At 60.3% G+C, this 26382-nt stretch carries 30 protein-coding genes and 1 pseudogene; 17 read left to right on the top strand and 14 right to left on the bottom strand.

Annotated elements, in window-relative coordinates; genetic code table 11:
* Positions 1-27 precede the first annotated feature (27 nt).
* Complete coding sequence (locus tag Q0263_RS13685; protein WP_298019107.1) at positions 28-264, bottom strand: AlpA family phage regulatory protein; 237 nt, start codon at positions 262-264, stop codon at positions 28-30.
* A gap of 780 nt (positions 265-1044) precedes the next feature.
* On the opposite strand from Q0263_RS13685, the gene Q0263_RS13680 reads away from it, so the two are divergent.
* Positions 1045-1281 carry a YdaS family helix-turn-helix protein gene (locus Q0263_RS13680; protein WP_298017196.1) on the top strand — a complete coding sequence of 79 codons (237 nt, stop codon included), beginning with the start codon at positions 1045-1047 and terminating at the stop codon, positions 1279-1281.
* A 34-nt stretch (positions 1282-1315) separates the two neighbouring features.
* Entirely contained in the window at positions 1316-2371 is a 1056-nt protein-coding gene (locus Q0263_RS13675; RefSeq protein ID WP_298017193.1) for a DMT family transporter, read from the top strand.
* Positions 2372-2672: 301 nt separating this feature from the next.
* On the opposite strand, the gene Q0263_RS13670 is transcribed toward Q0263_RS13675, so the two are convergent.
* From Q0263_RS13670 to Q0263_RS13645, 6 genes are read right to left on the bottom strand one after another with little or no spacing between them, the layout of a single operon-like run.
* The gene (locus Q0263_RS13670) at positions 2673-4793 is read right to left on the bottom strand and encodes a copper-translocating P-type ATPase (RefSeq protein ID WP_298019104.1); all 2121 of its coding nucleotides are present in this window, start codon (positions 4791-4793) and stop codon (positions 2673-2675) included.
* Positions 4794-4824: 31 nt separating this feature from the next.
* A complete protein-coding gene (locus Q0263_RS13665; protein WP_298017190.1) occupies positions 4825-5529 on the bottom strand; it encodes a cytochrome b/b6 domain-containing protein in 705 nt (234 codons plus the stop codon).
* A gap of 6 nt (positions 5530-5535) precedes the next feature.
* Entirely contained in the window at positions 5536-5895 is a 360-nt protein-coding gene (locus tag Q0263_RS13660; protein ID WP_298017187.1) for a hypothetical protein, read from the bottom strand.
* Between the two features lie 27 nt (positions 5896-5922).
* Positions 5923-6756 (bottom strand): isocitrate lyase/phosphoenolpyruvate mutase family protein, encoded by an 834-nt coding sequence (locus tag Q0263_RS13655; protein ID WP_298017184.1) that lies wholly within the window; start codon positions 6754-6756, stop codon positions 5923-5925.
* Positions 6757-6816: 60 nt separating this feature from the next.
* Positions 6817-8292, bottom strand: a complete 1476-nt coding sequence (locus Q0263_RS13650; protein WP_298017182.1) for a Cu(+)/Ag(+) sensor histidine kinase — start codon at positions 8290-8292, stop codon at positions 6817-6819.
* Positions 8293-8295: 3 nt separating this feature from the next.
* Positions 8296-8979, bottom strand: coding sequence for a heavy metal response regulator transcription factor (locus Q0263_RS13645; RefSeq protein WP_298017179.1), 684 nt, complete (start codon positions 8977-8979; stop codon positions 8296-8298).
* 198 nt (positions 8980-9177) lie between these two features.
* Here Q0263_RS13645 and Q0263_RS13640 point away from each other — a divergent pair, with 198 nt between their 5' ends.
* From Q0263_RS13640 to Q0263_RS13610, 7 genes are all read left to right on the top strand, one after another.
* Positions 9178-11049: a copper resistance system multicopper oxidase gene (locus Q0263_RS13640; RefSeq protein WP_298017177.1), complete on the top strand. Its 1872-nt coding sequence runs from the start codon at positions 9178-9180 to the stop codon at positions 11047-11049.
* Positions 11046-12062 carry a copper resistance protein B gene (locus tag Q0263_RS13635; RefSeq protein ID WP_298017175.1) on the top strand — a complete coding sequence of 339 codons (1017 nt, stop codon included), beginning with the start codon at positions 11046-11048 and terminating at the stop codon, positions 12060-12062. The genes Q0263_RS13640 and Q0263_RS13635 overlap by 4 nt, the downstream gene beginning before the upstream one ends.
* 75 nt (positions 12063-12137) lie before the next feature.
* Positions 12138-12635: a cupredoxin family protein gene (locus Q0263_RS13630; RefSeq protein WP_298019101.1), complete on the top strand. Its 498-nt coding sequence runs from the start codon at positions 12138-12140 to the stop codon at positions 12633-12635.
* A 130-nt stretch (positions 12636-12765) separates the two neighbouring features.
* Positions 12766-12978, top strand: a complete 213-nt coding sequence (locus Q0263_RS13625) for a GDCCVxC domain-containing (seleno)protein (protein ID WP_298017172.1) — start codon at positions 12766-12768, stop codon at positions 12976-12978.
* The gene (locus tag Q0263_RS13620) at positions 12975-13184 is read left to right on the top strand and encodes a hypothetical protein (RefSeq protein WP_298017169.1); all 210 of its coding nucleotides are present in this window, start codon (positions 12975-12977) and stop codon (positions 13182-13184) included. Before Q0263_RS13625 ends, Q0263_RS13620 begins: the two co-directional genes overlap by 4 nt.
* A gap of 42 nt (positions 13185-13226) precedes the next feature.
* The gene (locus Q0263_RS13615) at positions 13227-13649 is read left to right on the top strand and encodes a hypothetical protein (protein ID WP_298017166.1); all 423 of its coding nucleotides are present in this window, start codon (positions 13227-13229) and stop codon (positions 13647-13649) included.
* A 52-nt stretch (positions 13650-13701) separates the two neighbouring features.
* On the top strand, positions 13702-14187 hold the full coding sequence (locus Q0263_RS13610) for a cytochrome c (RefSeq protein ID WP_298017163.1): 486 nt from the start codon (positions 13702-13704) through the stop codon (positions 14185-14187).
* A 40-nt stretch (positions 14188-14227) separates the two neighbouring features.
* Here the strand turns inward: Q0263_RS13610 and Q0263_RS13605 are convergent, their stop codons facing one another.
* From Q0263_RS13605 to Q0263_RS13595, 3 genes are all read right to left on the bottom strand, one after another.
* On the bottom strand, positions 14228-14662 hold the full coding sequence (locus Q0263_RS13605) for a DUF411 domain-containing protein (protein ID WP_298017159.1): 435 nt from the start codon (positions 14660-14662) through the stop codon (positions 14228-14230).
* A gap of 120 nt (positions 14663-14782) precedes the next feature.
* The gene (locus Q0263_RS13600; RefSeq protein ID WP_298017156.1) at positions 14783-15292 is read right to left on the bottom strand and encodes a protein-disulfide reductase DsbD domain-containing protein; all 510 of its coding nucleotides are present in this window, start codon (positions 15290-15292) and stop codon (positions 14783-14785) included.
* Positions 15289-16476, bottom strand: a complete 1188-nt coding sequence (locus Q0263_RS13595) for a cytochrome c biogenesis protein CcdA (protein ID WP_298017153.1) — start codon at positions 16474-16476, stop codon at positions 15289-15291. Before Q0263_RS13595 ends, Q0263_RS13600 begins: the two co-directional genes overlap by 4 nt.
* Before the next feature lie 1404 nt (positions 16477-17880).
* Between Q0263_RS13595 and Q0263_RS13590 the strand changes: the two genes are divergently transcribed.
* The 4 genes and pseudogenes from Q0263_RS13590 to Q0263_RS13575 all read left to right on the top strand — a co-directional run bounded on the left by Q0263_RS13590 (position 17881) and on the right by Q0263_RS13575 (position 19979).
* Positions 17881-18408, top strand: a complete 528-nt coding sequence (locus tag Q0263_RS13590) for a JAB domain-containing protein (RefSeq protein ID WP_298017150.1) — start codon at positions 17881-17883, stop codon at positions 18406-18408.
* Positions 18409-18564: 156 nt separating this feature from the next.
* A complete protein-coding gene (locus Q0263_RS13585) occupies positions 18565-18990 on the top strand; it encodes a DUF6573 family protein (protein ID WP_298017147.1) in 426 nt (141 codons plus the stop codon).
* A 248-nt stretch (positions 18991-19238) separates the two neighbouring features.
* Positions 19239-19463, top strand: a pseudogene (locus Q0263_RS13580) (transposase); the annotation flags it as partial.
* A gap of 18 nt (positions 19464-19481) precedes the next feature.
* A complete protein-coding gene (locus Q0263_RS13575; RefSeq protein WP_366140719.1) occupies positions 19482-19979 on the top strand; it encodes a transposase in 498 nt (165 codons plus the stop codon).
* Positions 19980-20021: 42 nt separating this feature from the next.
* Here the strand turns inward: Q0263_RS13575 and arsC are convergent, their stop codons facing one another.
* From arsC to Q0263_RS13555, 4 genes are read right to left on the bottom strand one after another with little or no spacing between them, the layout of a single operon-like run.
* Entirely contained in the window at positions 20022-20444 is a 423-nt protein-coding gene (gene arsC, locus Q0263_RS13570) for an arsenate reductase (glutaredoxin) (protein WP_298017144.1), read from the bottom strand.
* A 13-nt stretch (positions 20445-20457) separates the two neighbouring features.
* A complete protein-coding gene (gene arsB / locus Q0263_RS13565) occupies positions 20458-21540 on the bottom strand; it encodes an ACR3 family arsenite efflux transporter (protein WP_298017141.1) in 1083 nt (360 codons plus the stop codon).
* A 13-nt stretch (positions 21541-21553) separates the two neighbouring features.
* Positions 21554-21997 (bottom strand): ArsI/CadI family heavy metal resistance metalloenzyme, encoded by a 444-nt coding sequence (locus Q0263_RS13560; protein WP_298017138.1) that lies wholly within the window; start codon positions 21995-21997, stop codon positions 21554-21556.
* A 12-nt stretch (positions 21998-22009) separates the two neighbouring features.
* Positions 22010-22348 carry a helix-turn-helix domain-containing protein gene (locus tag Q0263_RS13555; RefSeq protein ID WP_298017136.1) on the bottom strand — a complete coding sequence of 113 codons (339 nt, stop codon included), beginning with the start codon at positions 22346-22348 and terminating at the stop codon, positions 22010-22012.
* Between the two features lie 538 nt (positions 22349-22886).
* On the opposite strand from Q0263_RS13555, the gene Q0263_RS13550 reads away from it, so the two are divergent.
* The 4 genes from Q0263_RS13550 to Q0263_RS13535 all read left to right on the top strand — a co-directional run bounded on the left by Q0263_RS13550 (position 22887) and on the right by Q0263_RS13535 (position 26085).
* Complete coding sequence (locus Q0263_RS13550) at positions 22887-23294, top strand: DUF6573 family protein (RefSeq protein ID WP_298017134.1); 408 nt, start codon at positions 22887-22889, stop codon at positions 23292-23294.
* Positions 23295-23378: 84 nt separating this feature from the next.
* Positions 23379-23870, top strand: a complete 492-nt coding sequence (gene ssb / locus Q0263_RS13545) for a single-stranded DNA-binding protein (protein ID WP_298017131.1) — start codon at positions 23379-23381, stop codon at positions 23868-23870.
* An 83-nt stretch (positions 23871-23953) separates the two neighbouring features.
* Entirely contained in the window at positions 23954-24109 is a 156-nt protein-coding gene (locus tag Q0263_RS13540) for a hypothetical protein (protein WP_298017128.1), read from the top strand.
* A 14-nt stretch (positions 24110-24123) separates the two neighbouring features.
* Positions 24124-26085, top strand: coding sequence for a ParB/RepB/Spo0J family partition protein (locus Q0263_RS13535; RefSeq protein ID WP_298017125.1), 1962 nt, complete (start codon positions 24124-24126; stop codon positions 26083-26085).
* Positions 26086-26382 lie beyond the last annotated feature (297 nt).

The raw sequence follows: 26382 nt of genomic DNA, 5'->3' as shown, positions 1-26382 counted from the left end.
CCCCGGTTGGCCGATTGTGGTTGGCGCCTAGCGGCCAGCCACTTGCATAGCAGGTGACAGCGCGGCGTCTTGCGAATTGCCGCGCGTATTCTTGCGGGACTCTAGCCAGGCGTTGACCTCGGCCAGATCCCAGGCCACGACGCGGTTAGACAGGCAGAAGCGTTGCGGGAATTCGCCCCGCTTTTCCATGTCGAAGATGGTGCGATCCGACAGAGGAACCTTATTGAGCAGTTCCTTGCGGTTGATGGCCACGACATTGGTCATGGGGACAGGGTGGGGGATGAGGTCGTTCATCGACCGGTTTTGTTCGTTCATGCGATAACCTCTTTCTGCGGGCATCTTTAACGTGATGTACCCGAATACGGAAGTGACCTGCCGACGCAGTGTCAGCAGGTCGAGAATACGGTTTCTTGGATTACGTCGCCATCCTTGATGTTGGGCGCCTTCAGGGCGCGCCGGGCGCTTCCGTGAGGGAAGTCCCCGCCCGATATAGTCGTTAATGCCCCACGCGAGGGGCCGACGGTATCAGGCGGATTTCATCGGTTTTACTTCAACCCCGATGCCTTGCAGGTTGCTGCGCAAACGCGTGCCACGTGATTGGGCAGGGCGCAGTATTTATCGATTATTTTTTGTTAAAGAGCCGTGCTGTGGTTAACAGCTTGAGGGTATTTTCAGCAAAATGATTGGTTCTGTCAATACCCTATTTGGCTCTTTTTATTTGTGCTTTCAAAATGCCCGATAGGCTCAAAAAGGGTAGCTGATTACCCTGGGCAAGGGCCTGTTTTCTCACGATAATTTGTATTTTGCTGTGTCAACTTAGAACCTATAGGTTTCAAGGTTTTCAGAGTTGGTCACATGGGAGTCCAGGGTTGCCGCCTTGGCCTCGCATTCGACAAGTAGCAAGTGCAAGGATGCCTTGTTACGGTTTAACGGTAATGTTTACCCTGTTGCCAGGTAATGCTATGCAGCTGCCAGGATTAGTCTTCATATTGATATATCAAAATGATCTTATAATCCATGTCATTAACATGGACATAGAAGCATATGCCGGATTTTGCACCTGTTCGTGCCGCTTGTGAGTTCGCGGGAGGCGTCACTGCGTTAGCCAGACGCCTAGGCCTTCCGCCGCAGGTCATCCACAGCTGGGCGATCGGCCAGCGGCCGATACCGATTATTCGCTGCGTAGAGATTGAGGAACTGACTGGGGGGGAAGTCACTCGGAAGCAGTTGCGCCCGGATGACTGGTGGCAGATTTGGCCGGAACTGCGGGGGGAGGGGTGATGCAGCCGCGATTCGCATTGATGCCGGTAGTGCCATGAACCCGACTCGCTCGGTGGGTACAGCGCTTGCGGCTGCGTTGCTGTTTGGGGCCAGCACGCCGTTTGCGAAACAGCTCGTGGGCGATATAGAGCCCGTGATGCTTGCGGGCCTGCTTTATCTGGGAAGTGGCGTTGGTCTGTGGGCGTTTCGCTTGGTCAAGTCCCGTCGGTTTGATATACCTCATCTGGCCGGTGCAGAGTGGTTGTGGCTTGCGTGTGCCATCGTCACAGGCGGAATTCTAGGCCCGGTACTTCTGATGATTGGGTTGACCCACACTTCGGCCTCGCAGGCTTCTTTGCTATTGAATCTTGAAGCCGTCCTCACTGCTGTACTCGCTTGGGTTGTGTTTCACGAAAATGCAGATCGACGCATTGTCATTGGCATGTGTCTTATTGTCGCGGGCGGCCTTTTGTTGGCGTTCCCACAGGGTGGGGGGATTGCATCAGGTGGTACGCTGGGCAATCTTGCAGTGGCGGCTGCCTGCCTGTGCTGGGCATTAGACAATAATCTAACTCGCAAGGTCTCGGCGATAGATGCGCTATTCCTGGCAGGCACCAAGGGGCTGGTGGCGGGTGTCACGAATACAGCGATTGCATTGGCGCTAGGCTATTCCCTGCCCGCGTGGCCATCGGTTGCCGAATCCATGGGAGTAGGTTTGGCGGGGTATGGCGTGAGTCTCGTGTTCTTCGTGCTGGCACTGCGCGGCTTGGGTTCTGCACGCACGGGAGCCTATTTCTCCACGGCTCCCTTCGTGGGTGCTGTCATTGCCATTGTGGGCTATGGTGAAACGACGTCCGCTGCGTTTTGGGCCGCTGCCCTGTTGATGGCGGCGGGTGTCTGGCTGCATCTCACCGAGCGCCACAGCCATATGCATACGCACGAACCCCTGCTGCACAGCCACCCGCATGTGCATGATGAACACCACCAGCATCAGCATGACTTCCCCTGGGACGGTGTGGAGCCTCACACCCACCTGCACGAGCACACGCCCATCACTCATCACCACCCCCATTACCCGGATATTCATCACCAGCATCGTCATTCTCATTAGGCTGGTGCCCAATCCTGGGTGATGGAATTCACCCTTGGGTTTTTCAGACTGATCACGCTATCCGTGGTGACTGCCTTGGCCGAAATCGTTGGCTGTTATCCTCCCTGATTGATGATCAGGCAGGGAAGATCGGCATTCTTGATCGTGCCTGCGGCTGCATTACTAGCGCTGTTCGGGTAGCTGTTGTCGCTGCATCCGACTGCGGCAGGCCGCACCTATCTTTCGCGTCAGATGGCGGGTACTGGCGAATCTCATGTAGTCGGCAAATTCTCTTCTCATCATCGCGCACATTTCTCGGCACCTACGTCGCATGACGCAACCGCAGGGCATTGAAGATGACCGAGGCCGAACTCAAGCTCATGGCAAGTGCCGCAATCATGGGCGAGAGCAGCCAGCCCGTGATCGGGTAGAGCACGCCTGCGGCAATCGGCACACCGATCCCGTTGTACACGAAGGCAAAGAGCAGGTTCTGCCGCATGTTGTGCACGGTGTTTGAGGAGATCTGGCGTGCGGCGAGGATACCTCGCAGGTCGCCCTTGATGAGGGTGATCTGGCCGCTGTTCATAGCGACATCTGTGCCGGTTCCCATGGCAATGCCCACATCGGCCCGCGCAAGCGCTGGTGCGTCATTGATGCCGTCGCCCGCCATGGCAACGACGTGGCCTTCTCGCTGCAGCTTCTCCACCAAAGCCAGCTTGTCAGCCGGCTTGACTTCACCGTGTACCTCATCGATCCCCAGCTTGCCAGCAACAGACTGGGCCGTGGTTAGGCCATCGCCGGTCGCCATGACGATGCGCAGGCCTCTTTGGTGCAGGGCCTCAATAGCTTCGTGCGTACTGGGCTTGATGGGGTCGGTGACCGCCAGAATACCGGCAGCGTGACCATCCACTGCCAAGTACATAATGCTTGCGCCTTCGCTGCGCAGCCGCTCAGCCTCTTTTCGTAATGCCGTGACGTCGGTGTTCTCCTGGTCCATCAGAGCGGTGTTGCCGAGCACCAGTCGTTTGCCGCCGACTGCGCCGCGCACCCCGATACCGCTGCTGGATTCGAAACCTTCCGCCGTTGAAAGCTGTAGACCCTGGGCGCGTGCGGCGGTCACGATGGCGTTGGCCAACGGGTGCTCGCTGCCCTGATCCAGGCTGGCAGCCAGACGCAGTACTTCGTCGGACGTGAAACCGGGTGCCGGGATGACCGCATCGAAGGCGGGCTTGCCCTCCGTGAGGGTGCCGGTCTTGTCCACGATGAGGGTGTCCACCTCACGCATCTTTTCAATGGCGCCCGCATCGCGAAACAGCACGCCCTGGGTTGCTGCGCGCCCGGTGGCAACCATGACGGACATGGGCGTCGCGAGCCCCAGAGCACACGGGCAGGCGATGATGAGTACCGCTACAGCGTTGATGAGCCCGAACACCCATCGCGGCTCAGGCCCGAAGAACCCCCAAGCGAGCAGGGTGGCCAGAGCGATCACCACCACGGTCAGCACGAATTTGCCGGCCACGACATCGGCCATGCGCTGCATCGGCGCCTTGGATCGCTGCGCAGAAGCGACCATCTGCACGATCTGCGAGAGCATCGTGGCCGACCCCACTTTCTCGGAGCGCATCACCAGCGCACCACTGGTGTTGAGTGTGGCGCCGATGAGTGAATCGCCCACGCGCTTGGTGATGGGCAGAGGCTCGCCGGTCAGCATGGATTCGTCCACGGCGCTTTGACCCTCGGTGACGATGCCATCTGTGGGAACCTTTTCACCCGGGCGTACGCGCAGCAAATCGCCTACATGCACATGGTTGAGCGGTACGTCTTCTTCGCTGCCATCTGCGTTGATGCGCCGCGCGGTCTTGGGGGCGAGGCCCAGCAGCGCCTTGATGGCGGCAGAGGTCTGCGATCGCGCTTTCAACTCCAGCATCTGCCCCAGCAGGGTCAGCGAAATGATGACAACGGCCGCCTCGAAGTACACGGCGACGCGCCCCATAGAGACGAAAGATTGCGGGAACACATCGGGGGCCAGCGTGGCAACCACGCTGTAGACGAAGGCGGCACCCGTACCCAGGCTGATAAGTGTCCACATATTGGGGCTGTGGTGCACGATCGACTGCCAGCCGCGCTCGAAGAACGTCCAGCCCGCCCAGAACACGACTGGTAGCGACAGCACGAGCTCGATCCAGCTCTGTGTGGCCATGTCGAACCAGGCAAACCGATGGCCGACCATGGCAAGTACGGTGATGATGAGCGTGAGGGGCAGCGTCCACCAGAAGCGCTGCTCGAACGCTGCGAGTTCGCTGCGGTCTTCAGTGTCCAGCGGGATGACGGGTTCAAGCGCCATGCCGCACTTCGGGCAATGGCCAGGGTGGTCTTGCTGAACCTCCGGGTGCATGGGGCAGGTATAGATCGTACCTGTAGGGAGATCCACGGGTTCGGCCATGTCACCGCCTTCGTCGTGGTTTGGATGCGGGTCATGACGGTGTGTGTGATGATGGTCCATGTGGATTCCCTTTAAGGTCATGCAATTTTTTCTGCGTCCAGCCTGGCCAGAGCGAGAGGGCTGTCTGCATAGGCACCGTGCCATCACCGAACATTGCACCGGGCAGGCCGCGGTGTGTGTGAAGAACGCCCAGCCCTGCAAATGTATGCAGACAGAGTGCGATGATCGCTATCCAGGCACCGTAGATGTGAATCCGGATGGCGACCAGAAACACCCACTGGGGTGCAGCAGGCAAGATATAAAGATAAACGCCCGTCGCTGCGACCAGCGCCGTGGAACATAAGAGCAGCAAGAGGATCAATCGTTGCGCCGGGTCGAAGCGGCCGTTGTGGAATGCGGTGTGCCCATGGGCGGGTGACAAGATGCATTTCAAGAGTGCCTGGGGCCAGCGGCATTCCTCCTGACGAAAGGACACGAGATCGCGCATGAGATCGAGCGTGGGTGAATGGAATAGGCCTATCGCCAAAAGGGAGACGATGGTAAAAGCCACGCCCCCTAACCGGTGTATTTCATTGACCAATGCGTGGCCACCCAGGGTGACTACCAGTGCAGCCGGAAGCTGATCCCCCAAGGCCAGACCCGTCGCAATCAGGGCGATCACGGCAACGGCATTTACACCATGCGCCACCCGCACAGCAGAGCCGTGGCGCTGAATACGTTCCGGTTCTGTGCTCACGGCCGATCACCGTACTGTGAAGGTCACACTCTCTGGCGGCAGCAGCCCTTCATGCGTGGGGCCTGCAAGTTCTACGAAGAGGGTGTGTTTGCCTGGAGTGAGTGGCAGGCGCAGGAGGCCATTTCGATAGATAGCGATTTCTGAGCCCCCATCGACTGACAGGTGCAGGTGGTCTAGCCCCTCAATGGGCTGGCCGATCTTGGCGCCCTGGACTTCAACCTGGAGAATGACAGGGCTATTGACGATTGCCCCCTGCACGGGGGATTGGATGGCAAAGGCTGGCGAGGTTGCAGAGAGAGCATCCCCCGAGAACAACAACAGAGCCATGCTTCCGATAGCGATGAACTGGGTGATGCGTACCTTCATGCTGACCTCGCTATTGCTGTGTGTGGCTTACCGGTCTGTCTCTTCAAACCGCTTGCAGAGTTGAAAATAATCGATCGTGTTGCCAAATCCATCAATTTCCTGGTTCTTGAGTCGGTCAACAGCCTTGGCAAATCCGGTCCATGCGGCTAGTGCGAGGGTACTGGCGGTGCTGATCCGGCGCACTCCGATGTCGGCCAGTGTCTTGAACCCGAGCTTGGCGGCCGGGTCCATCATGACATTCACCGGCTTCGGGGCGACCGCCCGGACGACGGCACTGATCTGGTCTTTGGTAGAGAGGCCCGGTGCGTAGAGGCAATCAGCGCCCGCCTCCGCGTACGCCGCTAGGCGCTTGATCGTTTCGTCGATGTCTGGCTGGCCGACCAGGAAGCATTCGGCACGCCCCACCAGCATGATGTTCGGATCGATGGCGTCGATAGCGTCGCGTGCTGCCTGCATGCGCGCGACCGCAGTGTCGAAGTCGTAGAGCCGGGTGCCCTGCGCATCCTGCACGGAATCTTCGATGGACAATGCGGATATGCCTGTACGGACACATCGCTGGACGTTGTCTTTTAGCTCGTTGAGAGTGCTCGCGTAGCCGTCCTCAAAATCCACGTTCACGGGCAGTTCAGTTGCCTCCACCAGTTCGCTGCAATGACGCAGCACTTCATCGACACCGATTTTGCGATCCGGCATCCCGCGCGAAAAGGCATATCCTGCGCTGGTGGTGGCTAGCGCCTTGAATCCTGCCTGCGCGAGCCAGCGTGCTGAGCCCGGGTCCCAGGGGTTGGGGAGGATGAAGCAGCCGCTTTCGTGCAATTTGCGAAACGCAGTGTGGCGTTGTGAGAAGTCGCTTTGAATCATCAGAATTTCCTCCGAAAATAGGCGCGGCAGGCTGATCTTTATCCATTCGCGCCAGGCAGCTCACGTTTCTGGCCGGTCGGGCTCGAAATGATTGAACTGATGAACGAATCCGCCTGGCGATTGCGAATCACCGCATGGCACGAGAGGAAGCGAAAGTTCGAATATGGTCGCGCCAGTGGTCGATTGAGCGCCGATCCTTCCACCGTGCGCTTCGATGATGGATTTCGCGATTGCAAGCCCCAGGCCGGCGCCTTCACCGCTGCGCTGCCGCGAGGCGTCCAATCGGTAGAACCGGTCAAAGATACGGGACAAGTGCTCCTCTGGGATGATGGGGCCAGGGTTACGAACCTGCACGCTGGCCTGGTGGTCGGCCGTTGTCAGATTGACCGTGACGCGATGTCCTGACGGTGTGTATCGAATGGCGTTGGAGAGCAAATTGCTTAGGGTGCGACGAATCATCAGCCGGTCTCCCTGGATGCGCACAGGCTTTCCGGTGAGATCCAGGCCGACTTCGCGTTCCTCGGCCCACGCACTGAAGTAGTCAAAGAGATCCTGAATCTCCGCATTCAGATCGACTGTGGCGAATTCGGGTTTGAGCAGCTGGTTGTCGGCCTGGGCGAGGAACAGCATATCGCTCACCATCTTTGCCATGCGGTCGTACTCTTCCAGGTTGGAATACAGGATTTCGCGGTATTGCTCAAGGTCACGCGGTTGTGAAAGCGCTACCTCGGTCTGGGTCTTCAAGTTCGTGATGGGGGTGCGCAACTCGTGGGCGATGTCGCCGGAGAAGTCCGACAGACGCTGAAAGAGCGCCTCCAGCCTCCCGATCATGTCGTTGAAGGCTGCAACCAGTTCCGTCAGTTCGGCGGGCACTGTTTGCAGATCCAGCCGGACGTGTAGCTGATCCGTCCTGATTTTTCGGATTTCACGGCTGATACGCCGGATGGGTGCATGCCTCTGGAGTACTGCGAGCCATGTCGCGAAGATTGCGGCTAGGCAGACGATTGCAGTGAGCATCCAGAGATTGGTGTGAAAGCGTTCCAGATAGTGCAGATGGAAATCAATGCTCGTTGCGACGACGATCGTCAGCGGCTCTGCGTCCGGCCCGACGGCGGAAGGCACCTGCACCACGGCCGCCCGCAAGGTCTCTCCGTTTACTCGCCAGACGCTGACATTGTCAGTGGTGACGGTTTTGACTGGCCGAACGCCTTTTTCGAGCTGGCTCAGACTAGGCCCGGAAGTTGCATAAATCACCTCTCCATCTGATGTGGAGATTTGAAACTGAGCATTGTGGTGGCCGGATACGGCATTGGCTAGGCGCTCGCGCAGGGCGTCTGGCGGGATACTGGGTGGAATTGTGGCAAGGGCATGTCGAAGTGTGCGAACGACCGCATTAAGCTCATCCACATCCTGCTGGACGAAGTGGTTGCTGATGGATCGCTCAACCGTCCAGCCGAACACCAGCAGCACGGCAGTGATGACCACCCCGATGGAGGCCGTCAGCCGTACTGCAAGAGAAGCAGGGCGCCGATTCATGGATCAGTCCGGTGCGCCGGCATCAAGCATATATCCCATACCCCGGATGGTATGGATGAGCTTGGGTTCGAAAGCATCATCAATCTTTGCCCGCAGACGCCGGATGGCGACGTCGATGACGTTGGTGTCACTGTCGAAATTCATGTCCCAGACCTGCGATGCGATGAGTGATCGCGGTAGCACCTCGCCCTGTCGGCGCACCAAGAGCTCCAGCAGTGCAAATTCTTTGTTGGTCAGGCTGATGCGCTGGTCCTGGCGCTGGACGCGGCGGCGCGCAATGTCCAAAATTAGGTCTGCGACTTGCAACTGATCCTGCAGGCTTGCCGCGTTGCCGCGTCGCAGCAGGGTGCGCACACGCGCCAGAAGCTCCGAGAAGGCGAAGGGCTTGACTAGGTAGTCATCTGCTCCCAGCTCCAGCCCCTTGACGCGGTCGTCCACGCTGTCTCTCGCGGTCAGAAACAGAACGGGTACCGATGACCGGGCCTCGCGCAGCGCCCGCACGATATGCCATCCGTCCACATCGGGCAGCATCACGTCCAGGATGATCAGGTCGTAGGAACCGGTGAGCGCCAGATGGTGGCCGTCCAGCCCCGTGCGGACGAGATCCACGACGAAGCCCGACTCGGCGAGCCCCTGCCGTACATATTCACCTGTCTTGACCTCGTCTTCGACTAGGAGCAACTTCATGCGCCTGCCCCCTTGTGTGTTCGGGTTGCCGCTAAAAGTGAGAGGAATGCAACGCAACCGTTTTCCGATTTTAATGGCGAGAGGATGACGCCAACATGACGCTCAGATGACAGATTTGTAATGGTGGCGTCATCGGTCTGACAGGCGCGCCTGCGTAGAGTAGCGGCTTCTACCTTCGCATGAACAGGAATCGCATTCGTGAAACGACCTGCCGCCTCCATTATTTCCATTCCAGCCTTATCGCGCCGCCGCTTTGTCCAGGGGCTTGCCGCAGGCGGCGTCCTGCTGGGCCTGTCGCCCTACGCACGGGCATCTGCTGCGGCTGTGGGCACCCACACGGGCTCAGCCTCTGTCTTGCGTGGCACAGAATTCAATCTTGAAATCGGCGAGTCGCCAGTGAATTTCACCGGCACCCCGCGCATGGCTACGACCGTGAATGGTTCGCTTCCCGCGCCTACCTTGCGCTGGCGAGAAGGGGACACCATCACCCTCCGCGTGAAGAATCGCCTCACCGAACCGACTTCCATCCACTGGCACGGCATCATTTTGCCCTTCCAGATGGATGGCGTGCCGGGACTCAGCTTTGCGGGGATCGCCCCAGGGCAGACATTTACCTATCGCTTCAAGGTGCAGCAAAGCGGCACCTATTGGTATCACTCGCACTCTGGCATGCAGGAGGCCACAGGGGTCTACGGCGCGATCATCATCGACCCCGCCCAGCCGGACTCGCTGCGATTTGACCGCGAGCACGTCATCCAGCTCTCCGATTGGACCGACGAAAATCCGATGCGCGTTCTCGAAAAACTCAAGATGCGGGGGGACTACTACAACCACAATCAGCCGACTGCTGTGGACTTTTTCCAGGATGTTTCTCGCCTGGGGCTGAAGGCGGCCGTAGACAAGCGCAAGATGTGGAACGAGATGCGCATGAATCCAACCGACCTGGCAGATCTGTCGGCGGATGTGCTGACCTACCTGATGAATGGTGTAACGCCCGCCGGTAACTGGACAGGGATTTTCAACCCGGGGGAACGGGTTCGCCTACGTTTCATCAACGGTGCGGCCAATACTTTTTACGACGTGCGCATTCCCGGCCTGCCTCTGACCGTCGTCCAGGCGGATGGCGTGAATGTGGAGCCAGTCACCGTCGACGAGTTTCGTTTTGGGCCTGGCGAGACCTACGACGTCGTGGTTCAACCGAAAGATGATGCCTACACCGTTTTCGCCCAGGCCATGGACCGTACTGGCTATGCGCGCGGCACGCTGACCACCCGTGAGGGGCTGACCGCTGCGGTTCCTGCGCTGGACCCCGTCGAATGGCTCACCATGGCTGACATGATGGGTGCCATGGGAGGGGGCAGCATGGCAGGTATGGGTCATGGCGCAATGGGTAAGGCTTCAGGTGGCAGCTCGGGCCCCGCTATGGCCGGGATGGATCACAGCAGTATGGCAGGCATGAACCATGGTGCGATGCCGGGTATGGATCATTCAGGGATGGCGGGGATGGCGGGCATGAATCACGGTGCAATGGTCGCCGCGTCCGCCAGCAGCCAGGTGCGACACGCGAAGACGGAATACGGCACAAGCACCGACATGCGGGTGGACATGCCGCGCACCAACCTGGACGATCCTGGCATCGGGCTGCGCAACAACGGGCGGCGTGTGCTGACGCTCGCCGACTTACATACGGTCGATGGCGCCATGGACTCGCGCGGTGCGGAACGCGAGGTGGAACTTCACCTGACCGGCAACATGGAACGTTATGCCTGGTCGTTCGATGGGGTCGAGTATGGGCGATCAACGCCGGTACATTTCCGCTACGGCGAACGGGTCAGGGTCATTCTGCAGAACGACACGATGATGACGCACCCCATGCATTTGCACGGCATGTGGAGCGAGCTTGAAGCGCCCGATGGCCAGTTTCAGGCAAGGCGCCACACCATTCCGGTGCAGCCCGCCCAGCGGATCAGCTTTCTGGTGACGGCCGATGCCCTTGGCCGCTGGGCGTGGCACTGCCACCTGATGCTGCACATGGATTCCGGTATGTTCCGTGAGGTGGTCGTCGCATGAAAATCGCCCACTCTATCCAGGATGCTGCCGCCATGAAAAGCCTTTCCTCATTGAAGATGACCCTGCTTGCATCTGTAGTGACTGCAGCTGTAGCGGTTCCCTCGCTAGCCAGCGCTCAGGCACATTCTGAGCACGCGGGCCACAATATGGCGATACCGGCCCCCGCCGCTTCCTCGGTGTCCCTCGATACTGGCTCTGCGGCCACACAAGAAGCGGGGCATGGCGCGATGGATATGGCAGGCATGGATCATGGCTCCATGCAGATGCAAGGCGGTTCGGCACCTACCGATGCGCGAGACCCAAATGCGTATTCCGAGGGCTATGTGCGTAACGCTGGCAAGTATGCCTTGCCGCCCTCACAAGCACTTCGAATGTCGGATGAGCACAATTTCGCGTCTGTCTACATCGATCGCCTGGAGTACGTCAGGGCACGCGGGCAAGAGTGGGGTAGCTACGACGGCGAAGCCTGGGTTGGCGGCACCTACAACCGCGCAGCCCTCAAGGCCGAAGGCGAGGTGGCGCGCGGCAAGCTGCGCGATTCCAGAACTCAATTGCTCTGGCGCCATGCAGTCTCCACGTTCTGGGATACGGAACTCGGCTTGCGGTTCGATCACGGCGCAGGCATGCCCAACCGTCAGTGGCTTGCCTTGGGCTTCAAAGGCCTTGCTCCGTACTGGTTCGATGTCGATGCAACTGCGTTCGTGGGCCCCAATGGGCGCACAGCGCTTTGGCTCAAGACGGAGTATGACGTCCTGCTCACGCAGCGGCTCTACCTCCAGCCCAGCGTCGAGGTCAATCTTTACGGCAAAGACGACGAACGCCGGGGGATCGGCAGTGGGCTTTCGAATGGCACGGCTGGACTACGCCTCAAGTATGAAATCACGCGCCAAGTCACGCCCTATATCGGTGTGGAATGGGCCAGCAGTTTTGGCAAAACTGCAGACTACGCACGCGCTGCAGGCGAGCCGAAGCAAGAGACTCGTTTTGTGGCAGGTGTCAGCCTCCGCTTTTGATTCTGTCCACAGATCATCTTATTGGCGGCCACTGATGGCTGCTCACTTAACCAAGTTTTCAGGAGAAATTTCATGATGAAGAAACCCTTGGCCATCCTGGCGCTTAGCGTCCTGCCGGTCTTTGCCTGGGCAGGCGGTGGCCACTCGGGCGGACATGAAGCGCCCGCTCACGGTATGCCGGGGCATGACATGTCGACTATGTCGGCAGCGGATTCCGCCATTGGCCGACCCGGCGATCCCGCAAAGGTCACCCGCACGGTCGAAATTACGATGGATGATTCCATGCGGTTCACACCCAGCGAAATTCCGGTGAAAGCGGGCGAGACCATTCGTTTTTTCGTGAAAAATACCGGGCAGATCCCGCACGAAATGGTGATTGGGACCGTGGCTGATCTAAAGGCACATGCGGCCGAGATGCGGAAGATGTCTGGCATGAAGCATGCTGAGCCCAACATGATCACGCTCGCGGCGGGCAAGATCGGCGGGCTGGTATGGACGTTCGACAAGCCCGGTACGGTGGATTTTGCGTGCCTGGTTCCGGGCCATATGGAAGCCGGGATGGGGGCAAGGTGAAGGTGAGTTGACCTTCTCGTTGTGTCAAGGTTTAGGCTGTGAGCGTTGCCATTGAGGTTGCACATCGGCGCTGAGATTTCGGTCGCCGATGGCAAGCGCCTCATGGGTGGATTCTCCCCGTTGAATAGCCATGGAAGTTCCGATCATCTTTGAATCTGTCGTTACCTGCCCCCAATGCGGTCATATGCAGCGGGAGACCATGCCGGTGGATACCTGCCAGTTCTTTTATGAGTGTGGGCAATGCAAGACGTTGCTGAAGCCAAAGTCGGGTGACTGCTGTGTATTCTGCTCGTACGGGTCGACGCCGTGCCCGTCCATTCAAGAAGGAGGGTGTTGCTCATGATGAAGTCCAAAGGCGTACCTGTGCTCTTACCTCTGTGGATTGCCATCGCTGTTGCAGTGCTGCTACCCACCGGTGCACAGGCCCAAATGATGGGGGGCTCGACGATGGGCGGGATGATGTGGCTCATGGCCATCTTTTGGTTGCTCGTCGCGGCCCTCCTGGTGCTTGCCATTGCCGCACTGGTGAAATACCTCTTCAAGAAGTGACGACCTATCCAGGCCTGTCTGTTTGACGTTCAGGAGCGAGCTATGAATGCGAAAACGATCCTTGCGGCATCCCTTGCCGCGCTGGCAATCAGTGTCGGTGCACCCAGCGTTGCCGCCCCTACCACCCAGAGCGGTTCTGGAGACTCTGGCATGATGCAACAAGGCGGAGGCTCAAGCCAAAGCCCTTCTATGATGGGGAGTACTACACCATCTGGTGCTGGGGGTGGCGGCATGATGGGGGGCAGCGGATCTCAAGGTGCCATGAGCGGTGGCATGATGGGGATGATGGGTGGTGGTGCGATGGGCGGCGGAATGATGAACATGATGGAAGGCTGCCCGATGGCGATGGGTTTAGGTCTGGATCGCAAGACCGCTATGAAGATGCACGGTGAAATGATGCGTGCGATGGGGGATATTCTCATCAAGTATGCAGACAAGGTTCAGGAACCTGCGACAAAGCAATGACCTTCCCCGGCGCGATTACATCAACTGAACAGGGCCTGCCTCGGATCCAGCCATGACGTTTCTTCGAATTCATAAAAAGTGGACCATTACGACAGTAGGGGTTATAGCGGTTGCTGGTGCTGTCTTGCTGTACTGGGCAAATCGCCCACCCGGCGCAACCTTCATTGATCCTACAAATCAGGATCTGGTCGTGCGGGGCGAGGCGATTTACGCAAACACCTGTGCGGCCTGCCACGGCGTGAAGCTGCAGGGTCAGCCCAACTGGCGCGAGCGCCTGGCAAATGGCCGACTGCCTGCGCCGCCGCATGATCGTTCGGGCCACACCTGGCATCATCCCGATGCGGTGCTCTTCGACCTGGTGAAAAACGGCCTGGTACCGGGCCGCACGGCACCGCCGGGTTATCAGAGCGACATGCCAGCGTTTGGCAGCACCCTGAGCGATGAGCAGATCGTAGAGGTGCTCGCCTATATCAAGAGCACTTGGCCATCAGACGCCCTGCGCATGCAAAAGGAAGTGACTGAGCAGCAGCGGAGATGACGCTGCTACCGAGTTGCAGGCCGCTTTCCTGATACGGCGTTCAGAAGCTTGCGTACGCCTCGGACGCGGCACCAGGCCCTAATGTGTAGACGGTGAGTGGCCCCGCCTGTGTGCCTGGCATGCCCGGCGCACCCACAGGCATTCCGGGAAGCGACAGCCCCTGGCCGGCAATATGCTCCGCGAGCATCTGTTTGACGTATTTGGCGGGTACCAGGCCTTCGACCACATGGCCTTCGATCAATGCCGTGTGGCAGCCAGCGAGGTTCGTGGGGACGTGGTGCTGCGCCTTGATGGAGGCGAGGTCAGGCGTATTGATCGTCTCTACCGTGAAACCGTTGGCTTCCATGTGGGCGGCCCAGCGGTCGCAGCAGCCGCAGTTGGGATTCTTGTACATCTTGACCGGGATGCCGGCTGCGAAGACTGAGATCGGCACGCCGAGTGCCAGGCCCAAGGCCAGTTTCTTGATTGTGTGCATGATGGAATGCTCCTTTTATGGTGATTTGGACAACAGTTAGAAATCGTAATTCGCAGGATGTGACCTCTATGGTCGCCCGGCAAGGGCCCTGTTTCCAGAGCGTTGCAATGGATACCGCAGTTAAGTTTGATCCTCGCTCACGGGGATCGTCGCAGGTGCGAGGCAGATCCCCTGGTCGTTGCAGGCCTGAACCCGTACGATGAGGCGTTCGCCCGTATCGATCTTGAGCTGATGCACGGGGATGCGGGTACCGTCGTCGTAGACCCGGATGTCGGTGGTGCCGATCTTGATGCCGCTGCTCATACCCGCCGGGTAATCGGCTTGCACGGATCGCTCCTTGCCCTCGTGCTCGATAAGCACGGTAGATGGAATCAGATTGTCCAGAGAGGCTGGGTTGGCGTTGACATGCCAATCGCGGCCGATATGCAGTGTGATCACTCCGTCCTGTCCGGTTTTGGTGAACGACGCTTTGACGTGATTGGCGGAATTGGCGAATTCCGTGTAGGCGACTGTGCCACCCGCAGGGGCAGCAGTGGGAGCCTGGAGCTTGTCCGCAATCAAAAGCGCGGCACCCGCGACGATGACAACGGTGGCAAGGGCCCCTAATCCATATCGGAATGGGCGATTCATGGTGAGTTCTCCTGGTTCAAGGTCTTGTTCAATGCCTGCACGAGGGTTGCGCTGGTAAATAGGCCCGAGAGCGTCTGTACTTCGCGCCCTTTGTGGTCGAGCACGATGGCAAAGGGCAGACCCACGCCGCCGTGCAGGGCGAGCAGGTGCTCAAGGACCGGGTTCGGGCGGGTGAGATCCGTCCGCAGCGCGACCGCTCCAGTGCGCTTCAGGGCCGCGACGACGTTTTCATCCTCGTACGTCGTTTTCTCCAGCACCTTGCAGTTGATGCACCAGTCGGCCGTGAATTCCACGAGGACAGGGCGCCCAAGCGTCGGCAAGGCTGCTACGTCGGCAGCGTGTAGTGGCTGCCAGGCGATGGTGGTCTCTGCGGACTGGCTAAGCCCCGACCCGAAGTAGCCCAGCGCTGCTGCGGTGGCACCCACGAAGAGAGCCGCTGTGCGGGTGCTGCGCTCGGTCGCTCGCCAGAGAGTAGCGACTGCCCAGCCAAACACGGCAACTATCAGGACTATCCATAAGGGCGTAGTCCAGGCGGCGGGCAGCACGCTTTGTGCGTAAAAGAGCGCGGCCGCGAGCAGCAGCCAGCCAAAACTTTGTTGGATGACCGTCGTCCAGGCCCCGGCGCGCGGCAGACGCTTGAGCAGGCTCGGGCGCAGGATGAGGATGACATAAGGCGCGGCAAGCCCCAGGCCGATTGACACAAAAATGACGAGGATGTTTGCAAGCGGTTGAGTCACCGCGAAGACCAGCACACCGCCCAGCAGCGGCCCGGTGCACGGCGTGGAGAGCAGCGCACTCACGAGTCCCGAGAAAAAGGGTTCAAACAGGCGCCTGCCACGCAGCGTCACCAGCGCGCTGGGCAAAGGCAGGCTGCGGCCTGAGAAATTCAGCACAGCCAAGGCGGCGAGCAGGGCGCTGAGCGCGATCAGGAGCGTTTGTGACTGGAAGAGCACGCCCCAGCGCCATTGCAGCAGGGCTGTCGCCAGCCCCAGGCCGCCAAAGAACAGGACCGACCCGGCAGTAAAAAGCGCTGCGGAGGCAAGACGCACGGCCTGGCGCTCGCCCGCTTCGCGCAGTACCGCGCGCACCTTGAGCGGTACGGCGGGCAGCACGCACGGTGTGAGGTTGAGCAGTAGCCCGGCACCCGCGGCCAGCAAGGCTTGTAGAAGTAACAGCGAATTCATGCGGACGACCTCAAGTGGAAACGCGCGAGCCCCATCATGAGGGTGCAGGGGAGTACGGAAAGCAATACGGCCCCAACTCCCGTTGTGGCGAGCGCACCTAGGCTGCCGGGCAAGCTCCATACGACAGCAGCACCTGCCGCCAGGCCGATCCAGAGGTGGCGGCGCTTCACTTGACGGCCAAGAGGGGAGGCCTGCAAGCGGCAGGACATGCCATTCGTTGCAGATGTTTTCATCATGATTTTTCCTTGTATCGAGAGCCGATCGGAAATTACACAGCAAGCATCGTGGCTGTCTGTATGGTGGGTTCGCGATCGTTGTGCTGGCTTACCGTCGTCTCGTCACGCGGCGCACGGCGGTTAGCTTCACCAGCAGTGGGCAAGCGTGCAGCTGTGGATCAAATCCGGTAGCAGCAGTTGCGTATCGATGGGGAGGGGAAGATCGCCCGAGTCAAGCCCGGGGATGGGTGGGGACGAGGCTGACGGGGGGCGTCTGCTTCTGGTGCCACGCGAAACGCCATGAGCCAGGTGGCTGGCGCGATCGCCGAGAACTTTGGAAGCCGCAGCTCTGGCGTGACTTCGTTGCTTGCGTAGGCCTGTGCATCACATAGGGCCGTGCGAGTTGCATCCAGATGTTCACAGCCTGACGGAGCGCCAGTGCTGCATGGCATCATGCCTGTGACGGCCGGTGCCGACCCGGCAGCGACCCCCGAGATGCTCGTGCACACATACGCCGCCGCAGCCAACTGCATGAACAGCAGGCTGAACGTGACGATGACGGCGATGAGCGCGCGTTTCAGATGGTCGGCCGATACCATTGGATTGTTTCGGTGTGGTGTCTCGCTGAAGAGATAATATCAGGTGCATCCTGACCGTCGTGGATGATAAACCTTGACCCTGTAAGAAGGTCAAGCCAAATTCTGACACAGGGGAGGCTGGTGTCGAGGTAGTACCGCAGCATCATGTGTGTATCAGCCATGAGTATAGATAGCATGCTGCTTATTAGTTTAATCAGACTCTCAGAAATATATTTAGACCACCCTACGGTCGGTAGTGGCGCTCGCCGCGCGGCCGGCATTCGCAGTCCATCTCCAGGGCACAGGCAGCCATTGCCCTGATTCCGTCGCCTAAAACGCCGACTGTATCACTGCGCTCCTTCCTGCAAGGGGTGCGCTTCGCCGGGTACTCACCCGGTCCCTTCGTTTCTCTACGTTCTCCTTCGGGCTGCGGCTTGCGTACCCGCCCCTTTCCGGTCGTCCCTGCGTGATTCAGCACGGCAAGGCGACGAACTCACGGCAACGGTGGCACTCCGGGCCAGACAGTAGGACTGCGGACACCGCAAAACCTACAGAAGGCTCGGAATCTTCGGCCCCGGTAGTCGCCGGAAACCCTGAAAGGAGAGCATCCCATGAACAACAGCACCGCCGCGCTGAGCTACGACAACATGAACGACGCACGCCCTCTGTATGTGCGCAGCACCAGCGGCCGCTACAGGCCGGCCACCGATGACCAGGTGCTGGCCGCTGGCCGGGTGGCTGCCGAAAGCCTGATTTCTACAGCAAACGCCATGTTTACCCCTGATCGGGTGGCCAAGTTTTTCCAATCCAAGTTGGCTGGATTGGGCCATGAATGCGCGGCCTTCCTGTATCTGGATACGCAACTGAAGCCTATCCGCTATATAGAACAGGGCACCGGGACGCTGAGCCACGCCAGCATCTACCCGCGTGAAATTGCCAAAACTGCCCTGCGTTTGAATGCCGCCGCACTGATCATGGCGCATAACCATCCGTCAGGCCTGGCCGAACCCAGCGCCGCAGACATCAGCCTGACGCGGCAACTGAAACAAGCCCTCAGCCTGATTGACGTGCGCTTGGTGGATCACATGGTGGTCAGCGCCACCGGGACGACCTCACTGGCTGAACGCGGGCAGGTGTAAGGCGGTCGGGCAGGGGGGGCCAGCGGCCCCGCCCTGTGCCAGGGCGGGCAGGCAGGCAGCGTTCCCCTCGCATCGGGGGAAGACGATCCGGCTCAAAAATCTTCGCATCCGGTCAGCCAGTCAGGCCCATTCCCTTTTTCGACAGGAAATCACCCCATGAACACCTACGAAGCCAAGCAAGTCGGCAACAACGACCGTTTGGGAGGCAGGGAGCAGGCTATCCGTGATGGCCGATTGATAGACATTACGCGCCAGGCAGGCCGTGTCGGTTTTCGGGTGCCGGTAGCGATTACCCGCGCTGCTTGGCAGGATTGCGTGGAATGGGCTGACACCACGGCATCACACGAAAGCCAAGACTGCCGCTTGCATGATTTGTTGCGCGAGCTGAACGAACGCGCCGTATTGGCGTCGGAATTGGATCCCGAAGGCGTGGCTCTGATGCGGTTTTATCGGATTCCGGCAGGGGCCAACCAAATTGTGGCCGAAGTGACGACTCTTGCCCTGCACAGCGGGATGGACGAACACGATATGCCAATCATCACCATTAGCTTGGCTAGCGAAGCCGAATATTCTGCCGCCTGACCGGCTGTATTACTGCGCTCCTTTCTGCAAGGGGTGTTCGTGTCCCCGCCGCCGTAGGCGTCGGGGCCGGGCTGTCGTGCTGCGCATCAAGCCCCGTGCCGGGTCTTGCCCCTGGCGGGCTTCCATCCCTTGTATCTTTGAGGTGCGTGTTCGGTGGTGCCGTCACGCCTGGACCTGTCAGGGTTCAGGGTTGGCCGTTAGCATGTAGCCCGTCATCCCTCGGTGCCTCTTGACAGGCTTCGGAGTTCGCTGTCGTCGTCATCAACCCGCGGCAGGCCCGGGATTTCGCCAAGGCTATGGGGCGATTGGCTAAAACTGACAGTGTGGATGCCAGGATGCTGGCTGAACTGGCACAGGTGCTCAATCAGCGCCCTGATCGAGATCGTTTCATCAAGCCAATGCCAGACCAAGCACAACAACAGCTGCACGCATTGGTGCTTCGACGTCGGCAACTGGTGCGCTTGCTGGTGAGCGAGCGCCAGCGCAAACACATGGCGCATGCGGAGGTTGTGCAGGATATTTCGGATCTGATGGATGTGCTGGCAAAACAGATTGAGATGTTAGATCGAAGGATTGCGGAGCATCTGGCTCAATACCAGTCCGATCTGGCCGCATTGCTCAAGAGTGTCAAGGGGATCGGCCCGGCGACGGCGGCTACGCTGATTTCTGAACTACCGGAGCTTGGTCAGATCAAGGCCAAGCAGATCTGCGCACTGGTGGGTGTCGCACCGATGAATCGGGACTCGGGCCAGGCTCGTGGCAAACGCATCATTTGTGGCGGGCGAGCCACGGTCAGGAGTGCGTTGTACATGGCTGCCATTGTCGCCATGCGCCACAACGCCGTGATACGGCGTTGTTATGAGCGCCTGCTTGCGGTCGGAAAGCCGAAGAAGGTTGCCATTGTGGCCTGCATGCGCAAGCTGTTGATTATCTTAAATGCCATGGTCAAAAGCGGTCGGCCATGGAACGACCAACTGGCACAAGCCTGAAAATGGTAGATTCAGACTACCAGATCGTCTGCGCGGAAGGTATCAGACCCTGTGACCCTTGGCGTCCACGACCGCCTCGCCGTCTTCCTTGCTGAAGGCGCCGCGCTGTGGCTGCGGCAGGATGTCCAGCACAGCTTCCGAGGGTCGGCACAAGCGCGTGCCCAATGGCGTGACAACGATGGGCCGGTTGATGAGGATGGGGTGTTGTTCGATGAAATCGAGCAACTGGTCATCCGTCCATTTGGAGTCGCCCAGATCGAGTTCGGCATAGGGCGTCCCCTTCTCGCGCAGCACGTCGCGTACGCTCAGGTCCGCATCGGTCAGCAGCTTGACCAGTGTGGCACGGTCGGGCGGAGTCTTCAGGTACTCGATGATTGTGGGTTCCTCGCCGCTGTTGCGGATCATGGCGAGCACGTTGCGCGACGTGCCGCAGGCGGGGTTGTGATAGATCGTGATGGCGCTCATTGGGATGTCCTGATTATCGGGCTGAGGGGTTCGGGCTGCACTCGTACCAGTCGCGCGAGCGGTTGGCCACACGCACGACCAGCAGCATCACAGGCACTTCGATTAGCACACCGACCACGGTAGCCAGCGCAGCGCCGGACTGGAAGCCGAACAGGCTGATGGCGGCAGCCACGGCCAGCTCGAAGAAGTTGCTCGCGCCGATCAGCGCCGAGGGGCAGGCAATGCTGTGCTGCTCGCCCAACCGGCGGTTGAGCCAGTATGCCAGCCCGGAGTTGAAGAACACCTGGATTAGGATCGGCACCGCCAGCATGGCGATCACCAGCGGCTGTTGCAGGATGGCTTGTCCCTGGAAGGCGAACAACAGCACCAGCGTGAGCAGCAGCGCCGCGATGGACAGCGGACCGATGTGCGCCAGCGCGGCCTCGAACGCGGCCCGGCCTCGGCGCAGCAGTACACGGCGCCAAATCTGGGCCAAGATCACCGGTACGACGATATAGAGCCCGACGGACACCAGCAGCGTGTCCCACGGTACTGCGATAGCCGACAGGCCGAGCAGCAGGCCGACGATGGGCGCGAAGGCGAACACCATGATGGTGTCGTTCAAGGCCACTTGCGACAACGTGAACACCGGATCGCCCCCGGTCAGTCGGCTCCAGACAAAGACCATCGCCGTGCAAGGTGCAGCGGCGAGCAGGATCAGGCCGGCAACATAGCTGTCGAGCTGGTCGGCGGGGAGCCACTGCGCGAAGACCTGGCGGATGAAGATCCAGGCCAGCAGAGCCATCGAGAACGGCTTGATCGCCCAGTTCACGAACAGCGTCACGCCGATGCCACGCCAATGCTGCCTGACCTGGCCTAGGGCACCGAAGTCCACCTTGAGCAGCATCGGAATAATCATGACCCAGATCAACAGACCCACGGGCAAATTAACCTGGGCGATCTCCATGCGGCCGATGGCCTGGAACACACTGGGGGCGAATTGGCCCAGGGCAATGCCGACGACGATGCACAGCAGCACCCAGACGGTCAGGAATCGCTCGAAGACGCTCATGGCGGGGATGGCTGGCGCACGGCCAGCCGTGGTGGCTTGGGTCATGGGTAGCTTCGCGTTAGCAGCAGGTTGTGCGAGAGGAGCCCGAGCAGCACGCCGAGGCGGGGGCAGGTGCAGGGTGCTGTGTTTCGTTGAAGACCGGAATATTGCCCAGTGTGTGGAAATGCTCCCAGGCTATGCCCTGTGGGTCGGTGATCCAGTGCTTCTCGCTGCGAGCATAGCAACAGGTTGTGGAGCCCTCATCCAACAGCGTCATGTCGGCTGCTTCGGCGCGGGCCTTGAGGGCGGCCAGTTCCTGGGCATCGTCGGTCTGGATGCCCAGGTGGTCGATGCCCGGCTTGCTGCCGCGCGTGGAGATGGCGAAGTTCACCGGCGGGTCTTCGAGCATCCATTTTGCGTAATCGGTTTCGACGCGGGCTGGCGATGCGGCGAACAGCTGCGAATAGAAGCCGATGCTGCGGTTCAGGTCATCGACGTGCAGGTGGACGTGGAAGCGTTTCATGGCGGAGTCCTTTCAGCAGGAAGTGCAGGAGCGGGGGAAATCAGGGGATTCGGTGACTTCGCAGGTGCCGCCCTGGCAGCAGTGCTCGGTCAGGTAGCCGAGCAGCCCGTTCATCTGCAGGAAGTCGGCGCGGTAGATCAGGTTGCGGCCCTGCTGCTCAACAGTGATGAGGCTGGCATGGGTCAATTCCTTCAGATGGAAGGACAGCGCACTGCGGGCCACGTCGAGTTGTTCAGCCATGACGCTGGGTGTCAGTCCGTCTGGACCGGCGATGACCAAGGCGCGGAACACGCGCAGGCGCTGGGCATGGGCCAAGGCACTGAGGGCGGAAACAATTTGGGCTTCGTTCATGGTTCAATAATACATCAATTATTGAACTAATAGGGAAATTGTCCTAGTTGAATCAGGCCTACTCGCTTGACTCGCAAGACAGTTGCTCACGCCTTCGCGCCTTGCGGCGCTGCGCGCTTCGCTTGCCAGGCGGCCGCTGGCCGCAGATGGAGCCGCGCCCGTGCGGGCGCGGCTAGGGGCGCTCGCCGCGCAGCCGATGTGGGGCGACCGGTTCGCGCCACTGCCGACATCCCCGTCTTTCGTGAGTCCCGCCGCCTAAACCGCCGACGTGTACCACTCCGCGTCCAGCCTCCGAGGGCTTTCGCGGCATAAACGGCTGCCCCCCGCTGCGCGGGTCCCCTCCATTTATTCCACGACCCTCTCCGACTGGCCGCTGCATGGTCCAGATCGGCACGGCGACGGAACTCACGAAAGACGGCGGCAACACCGGGAGCCAGGATCAATCCCCCCACATCGTTTCAACGATCCGGCTCAAGAATCTTCGAATCCGGTCAGCAGGAAAACCAGCCCCAAAAGGCTTTTTTGAAGGATGGAAACCATGAACAAGCTGTTTGAAGCATCAGACCTGATCCATGTCTACAGCCGCGCCGATGCGATTGCAGATGGTGTGCTGGTGGATGTCACCGCGACGGCCCGCGAAGCCGGGTTTACGGTGCCTGTCGCCATGACCCGCGCCGCCTGGGCCGATTGTGTGGAGTGGACCGAAGAAACCGACCGGCGCAAGGCGACGAGCCAGGACGAGGCGGGGCGCTTGTGGGATGTGGTGTGGATGGCGCACCGGGCTGCACTGCGGGCGGCAGGGGCTGGCTGCTGCGCCTTTGAAGTGCTGCGGGTGCCACGCGAAGGCCGGGGCATCCGTCCGCGTAGCGCGGTGCTGACCATGCGCATCGGTGCCGGGGATGCTGGTGAGCCGGTCATCACGATCAGCCAGCCCAACGAGGACTGACAACCCCGGCCAATGCTTCGCGGTGCGGAGCATTGACAGCGGCTGTCGCTGAAATCCCAACCACGGAAAGCAAGGAGAAACACCATGGCATCAGTCAACAAAGTCATCCTCATCGGCAACCTGGGCCGCGATCCCGAAGTGCGCTACAGCCCGGACGGTGCCGCGATCTGCAATGCTTCGATTGCCACGATGACCCAATGGAAGGACAAGGCCACGGGCGAGAAGCGCGAGGAAACAGAATGGCATCGGGTGGTGTTCTACAACCGCCTGGCCGAAATCGCGGGCGAGTATTTGAAGAAGGGCCGTTCCGTCTACATCGAGGGCCGTCTGAAAACCCGCAAATGGCAAGACAAGGAAACCGGCGCGGACCGCTACAGCACCGAAATCGTGGCCGATCAGATGCAGATGCTGGGTGGCCGTGAGGGTGGCCCCGCTGCGGGTGACGATGCGGGCCAGGATGGCCCCAAGACCAGCAAGCCCGCACAGTCGCGTAAACGGGGTGGGCGCAGCGCCGCACCTGCTGCGCAGCCTGCGGCCAGCAATCTGGCCGACGATCCGAGCGACATCCCGTTCTAATCCGACTGAAAACTAAAAGCCCCTGGGCGGCGGCAACCGATCCAGGGGCACACACCGCTACACCATTTGAGGGAGCATTAGCGATGAAACACGATCTTACCAAACTCGATATTTATGTGCGGGCCGTCCACAACTCGCATACGCCCATGCGCCTGCCGGCGCTCAAGGGCCGCGACATCGCGGCGCTGGTCAAGCTGTTGCGCCAGCCTGCCGCGCATGAATCCAAGACCATCCACTGATGAGGGCCGACACCATGACCACGACACTGCCCACCGCTGGCCGCACTGAGATCCTGCCCAAGCACCTCATCCTGTCGGAACGCTACCAGGCCCGCAAAAAACCGGGGCAGCAGCCCTTGGCTGAGTTGGCCGAATCCATCGCCGCCCAGGGCGGTCTGCTGCAAAACCTGGTTGTTGTGAAAAGCAAGAAGCGTGGCCAGTATGAAGTAGTCGCCGGGGGCCGACGCTGGGCCGCAATCCAGTTACTGATGACCGATGGTCGGTGGCCCGAAGATCGGCCCGTCCCGGTGCTGATCGTTCCCAACACCCAAGGGCTGGAAGCCTCCCTTGCCGAAAACACCCTGCGCGAGGACATGCACCCCGCCGATGAGTTTGAAGCGTTCGCGGGATTGATCGACCAGGGCAGCACCATCGAGGATGTCGCCGCCCGATTCGGGAAACAAGCAAACTATGTCCGGGGCCGTATGAAGCTGGCTCATGTCGCCCCCGAGTTGTTGCAGGCATACCGGGATGACGAGATGAGCTTATCGGTCCTCATGGCCTTTGCGATCACCGACGACCAGGACCGGCAGCGGGAGTTGTGGGCGCGTATGGATCGCTGGGACAGGAAAAACACCCAGCCATCCCACATCCGTCAGGGTCTGATGGATGAGGCCTGGACCGCCGACCGTGCCCTGGCCAAGTATGTCGGGCTGGACGCCTATGAGGCGGCTGGGGGCCGGGTGACCCAAGACCTATTTGCTGATGGTGGCGATTTGCGCAGCATCTACCTGCACGATCCCGACATTCTGAAAGCCGTCGCAACCGACAAGATGCAGACCGATCTGACGCGGTTGGGTGACGGCTGGGCCTGGATTGAAACGGCGCTGTCATTCGATGAGGCGGGCTGGGCTGGCTACAGCAGCAAATATGGGCGCGTCTATGCAGAACCCCGCGAGCTGACGAAAGGCGAAGCCGCCCAGGTCAAGGCCCTGACGAAACGCATTGATGTGCTGGATCACGACATGGATGTGCTGGCGGAGGCCGATGAGGACTGCGGGGACGCCTGGGATCAGATGAATGAGGAACTGGAAACGCTGAAAGACCAACGCGCTGCCATCACCGATGCCGCCAAGGTCTGGCCCGACGAAGCGAAGAAAATCGCCGGTGTTGGCGTCTACATCGACCACAGCGGAGAACTGAACACCACGTATGGTTTGATTCGGCCCGAGGATCGCCGCGCCGTGCAGGCGGCTGCACAGACCGCAGCAGGCGAGGGCGGCGATGCGGTGGCGCTGCGCACCTCGTTGCCAGCGCCGACGACCCGGCCCGCGTATTCCGAACGCCTCATACGCCAGTTGACGGCCAACAAAGTTGGCGCGGTTGCTGCTGATCTGGCCGGGAAACCCGCCATCGCGCTGGCCGTCCTGGTCGCCCAGCTTGCCCAGGAAACGCTGGGGCCGGGGTGGGCGCGGGGGTTTGGACTGGGGGTGTCGCTACGCGGTGAAGCCCTCGATACCCACGCGCCGGATTATGCCGACAGCAAGGCCGCAAAAGTCATGAGCGACATGCGCCAGCACTGGTTGGACATCCTGCCGACGGACCAGGGGCAGGTGACGTCCGATGCCCTGGCCTGGGCGCTGGCCCAGGATCAGCAAACCCTGGTTGAACTGCTGGCGTTTTGCATTGCCGGAACGGTGCAGGGCGTCCAGCACCAGGACACCGATCAGGCGACGCCGCTTGATGTCCTGGCTGCGACCGCAGGAACCGACATCGTCCAATGGTGGGAACCCACCAGACCGAGTTTTCTGCAGCATGTCAGCAAGGGCATGATTGCCCAGGTTGTCACCGAGGGCGCAGGCGCGGATGCTGCACTGCCCCTGGCCGCGATGAAGAAGGGCGCCGCCGTCGATGCCGCCGCCCTGGCCCTGGCCGGTAAGCATTGGGTGCCGGAGCCGATGCGGATCAAATCCCCAGACCCTGCCCTTGAGGCATAACCCGCCGTTCACCGGGTCGCTTCTGCGGCCCTTTTTGCATCTGCCCGTTGCCGTGCTTTGGTGGCGGGTTTCTGTCTGCCTGGTGCGCTTGTCCCAGGCTGCGCCTGGGTCCCTGCTGGGTGACGCTGCCTGCCCGGTTTCCGGTCAGGCTGGGCCATTTGTCCCCAAATTCGCTGACGCTCATTTGTGGCCTTAAACGTCCCACACATGACGCACCCCTGGCGGGGAGCCGAAAAGCCTTGACCACCAAGGGTTTGCGGGGATTGGGCCGATTCCTGGATTGTGGAACACATAGGG

It is taken from the genome of uncultured Castellaniella sp., from assembly GCF_937988725.1.
Taxonomy (GTDB): domain Bacteria; phylum Pseudomonadota; class Gammaproteobacteria; order Burkholderiales; family Burkholderiaceae_B; genus Castellaniella.
The sequence above is the reverse complement of the archived record's forward strand: the minus strand, read 5'-3'. Positions and strand labels throughout refer to the sequence as shown.

What these genes read in the sequence shown, in the direction of transcription:
- Q0263_RS13650 (WP_298017182.1), bottom strand. Translation starts at nt 8,292, where the DNA reads ATGAATCGGCGCCCTGCTTCTCTTGCAGTACGGCTGACGGCCTCCATC.
- Q0263_RS13610 (WP_298017163.1), top strand. Translation starts at nt 13,702, where the DNA reads ATGACGTTTCTTCGAATTCATAAAAAGTGGACCATTACGACAGTAGGG.
- arsB (WP_298017141.1), bottom strand. Translation starts at nt 21,540, where the DNA reads ATGACCCAAGCCACCACGGCTGGCCGTGCGCCAGCCATCCCCGCCATG.
- Q0263_RS13620 (WP_298017169.1), top strand. Translation starts at nt 12,975, where the DNA reads ATGATGAAGTCCAAAGGCGTACCTGTGCTCTTACCTCTGTGGATTGCC.
- ssb (WP_298017131.1), top strand. Translation starts at nt 23,379, where the DNA reads ATGGCATCAGTCAACAAAGTCATCCTCATCGGCAACCTGGGCCGCGAT.
- Q0263_RS13550 (WP_298017134.1), top strand. Translation starts at nt 22,887, where the DNA reads ATGAACAAGCTGTTTGAAGCATCAGACCTGATCCATGTCTACAGCCGC.
- Q0263_RS13540 (WP_298017128.1), top strand. Translation starts at nt 23,954, where the DNA reads ATGAAACACGATCTTACCAAACTCGATATTTATGTGCGGGCCGTCCAC.
- Q0263_RS13535 (WP_298017125.1), top strand. Translation starts at nt 24,124, where the DNA reads ATGACCACGACACTGCCCACCGCTGGCCGCACTGAGATCCTGCCCAAG.
- Q0263_RS13615 (WP_298017166.1), top strand. Translation starts at nt 13,227, where the DNA reads ATGAATGCGAAAACGATCCTTGCGGCATCCCTTGCCGCGCTGGCAATC.
- Q0263_RS13670 (WP_298019104.1), bottom strand. Translation starts at nt 4,793, where the DNA reads ATGGCCGAACCCGTGGATCTCCCTACAGGTACGATCTATACCTGCCCC.
- Q0263_RS13575 (WP_366140719.1), top strand. Translation starts at nt 19,482, where the DNA reads ATGGCGCATGCGGAGGTTGTGCAGGATATTTCGGATCTGATGGATGTG.
- Q0263_RS13595 (WP_298017153.1), bottom strand. Translation starts at nt 16,476, where the DNA reads ATGAATTCGCTGTTACTTCTACAAGCCTTGCTGGCCGCGGGTGCCGGG.
- Q0263_RS13555 (WP_298017136.1), bottom strand. Translation starts at nt 22,348, where the DNA reads ATGAACGAAGCCCAAATTGTTTCCGCCCTCAGTGCCTTGGCCCATGCC.
- Q0263_RS13605 (WP_298017159.1), bottom strand. Translation starts at nt 14,662, where the DNA reads ATGCACACAATCAAGAAACTGGCCTTGGGCCTGGCACTCGGCGTGCCG.
- Q0263_RS13685 (WP_298019107.1), bottom strand. Translation starts at nt 264, where the DNA reads ATGACCAATGTCGTGGCCATCAACCGCAAGGAACTGCTCAATAAGGTT.
- Q0263_RS13675 (WP_298017193.1), top strand. Translation starts at nt 1,316, where the DNA reads ATGAACCCGACTCGCTCGGTGGGTACAGCGCTTGCGGCTGCGTTGCTG.
- Q0263_RS13630 (WP_298019101.1), top strand. Translation starts at nt 12,138, where the DNA reads ATGAAGAAACCCTTGGCCATCCTGGCGCTTAGCGTCCTGCCGGTCTTT.
- Q0263_RS13645 (WP_298017179.1), bottom strand. Translation starts at nt 8,979, where the DNA reads ATGAAGTTGCTCCTAGTCGAAGACGAGGTCAAGACAGGTGAATATGTA.
- Q0263_RS13635 (WP_298017175.1), top strand. Translation starts at nt 11,046, where the DNA reads ATGAAAATCGCCCACTCTATCCAGGATGCTGCCGCCATGAAAAGCCTT.
- Q0263_RS13560 (WP_298017138.1), bottom strand. Translation starts at nt 21,997, where the DNA reads ATGAAACGCTTCCACGTCCACCTGCACGTCGATGACCTGAACCGCAGC.
- Q0263_RS13590 (WP_298017150.1), top strand. Translation starts at nt 17,881, where the DNA reads ATGAACAACAGCACCGCCGCGCTGAGCTACGACAACATGAACGACGCA.
- Q0263_RS13680 (WP_298017196.1), top strand. Translation starts at nt 1,045, where the DNA reads ATGCCGGATTTTGCACCTGTTCGTGCCGCTTGTGAGTTCGCGGGAGGC.
- arsC (WP_298017144.1), bottom strand. Translation starts at nt 20,444, where the DNA reads ATGAGCGCCATCACGATCTATCACAACCCCGCCTGCGGCACGTCGCGC.
- Q0263_RS13600 (WP_298017156.1), bottom strand. Translation starts at nt 15,292, where the DNA reads ATGAATCGCCCATTCCGATATGGATTAGGGGCCCTTGCCACCGTTGTC.
- Q0263_RS13655 (WP_298017184.1), bottom strand. Translation starts at nt 6,756, where the DNA reads ATGATTCAAAGCGACTTCTCACAACGCCACACTGCGTTTCGCAAATTG.
- Q0263_RS13625 (WP_298017172.1), top strand. Translation starts at nt 12,766, where the DNA reads ATGGAAGTTCCGATCATCTTTGAATCTGTCGTTACCTGCCCCCAATGC.
- Q0263_RS13660 (WP_298017187.1), bottom strand. Translation starts at nt 5,895, where the DNA reads ATGAAGGTACGCATCACCCAGTTCATCGCTATCGGAAGCATGGCTCTG.
- Q0263_RS13585 (WP_298017147.1), top strand. Translation starts at nt 18,565, where the DNA reads ATGAACACCTACGAAGCCAAGCAAGTCGGCAACAACGACCGTTTGGGA.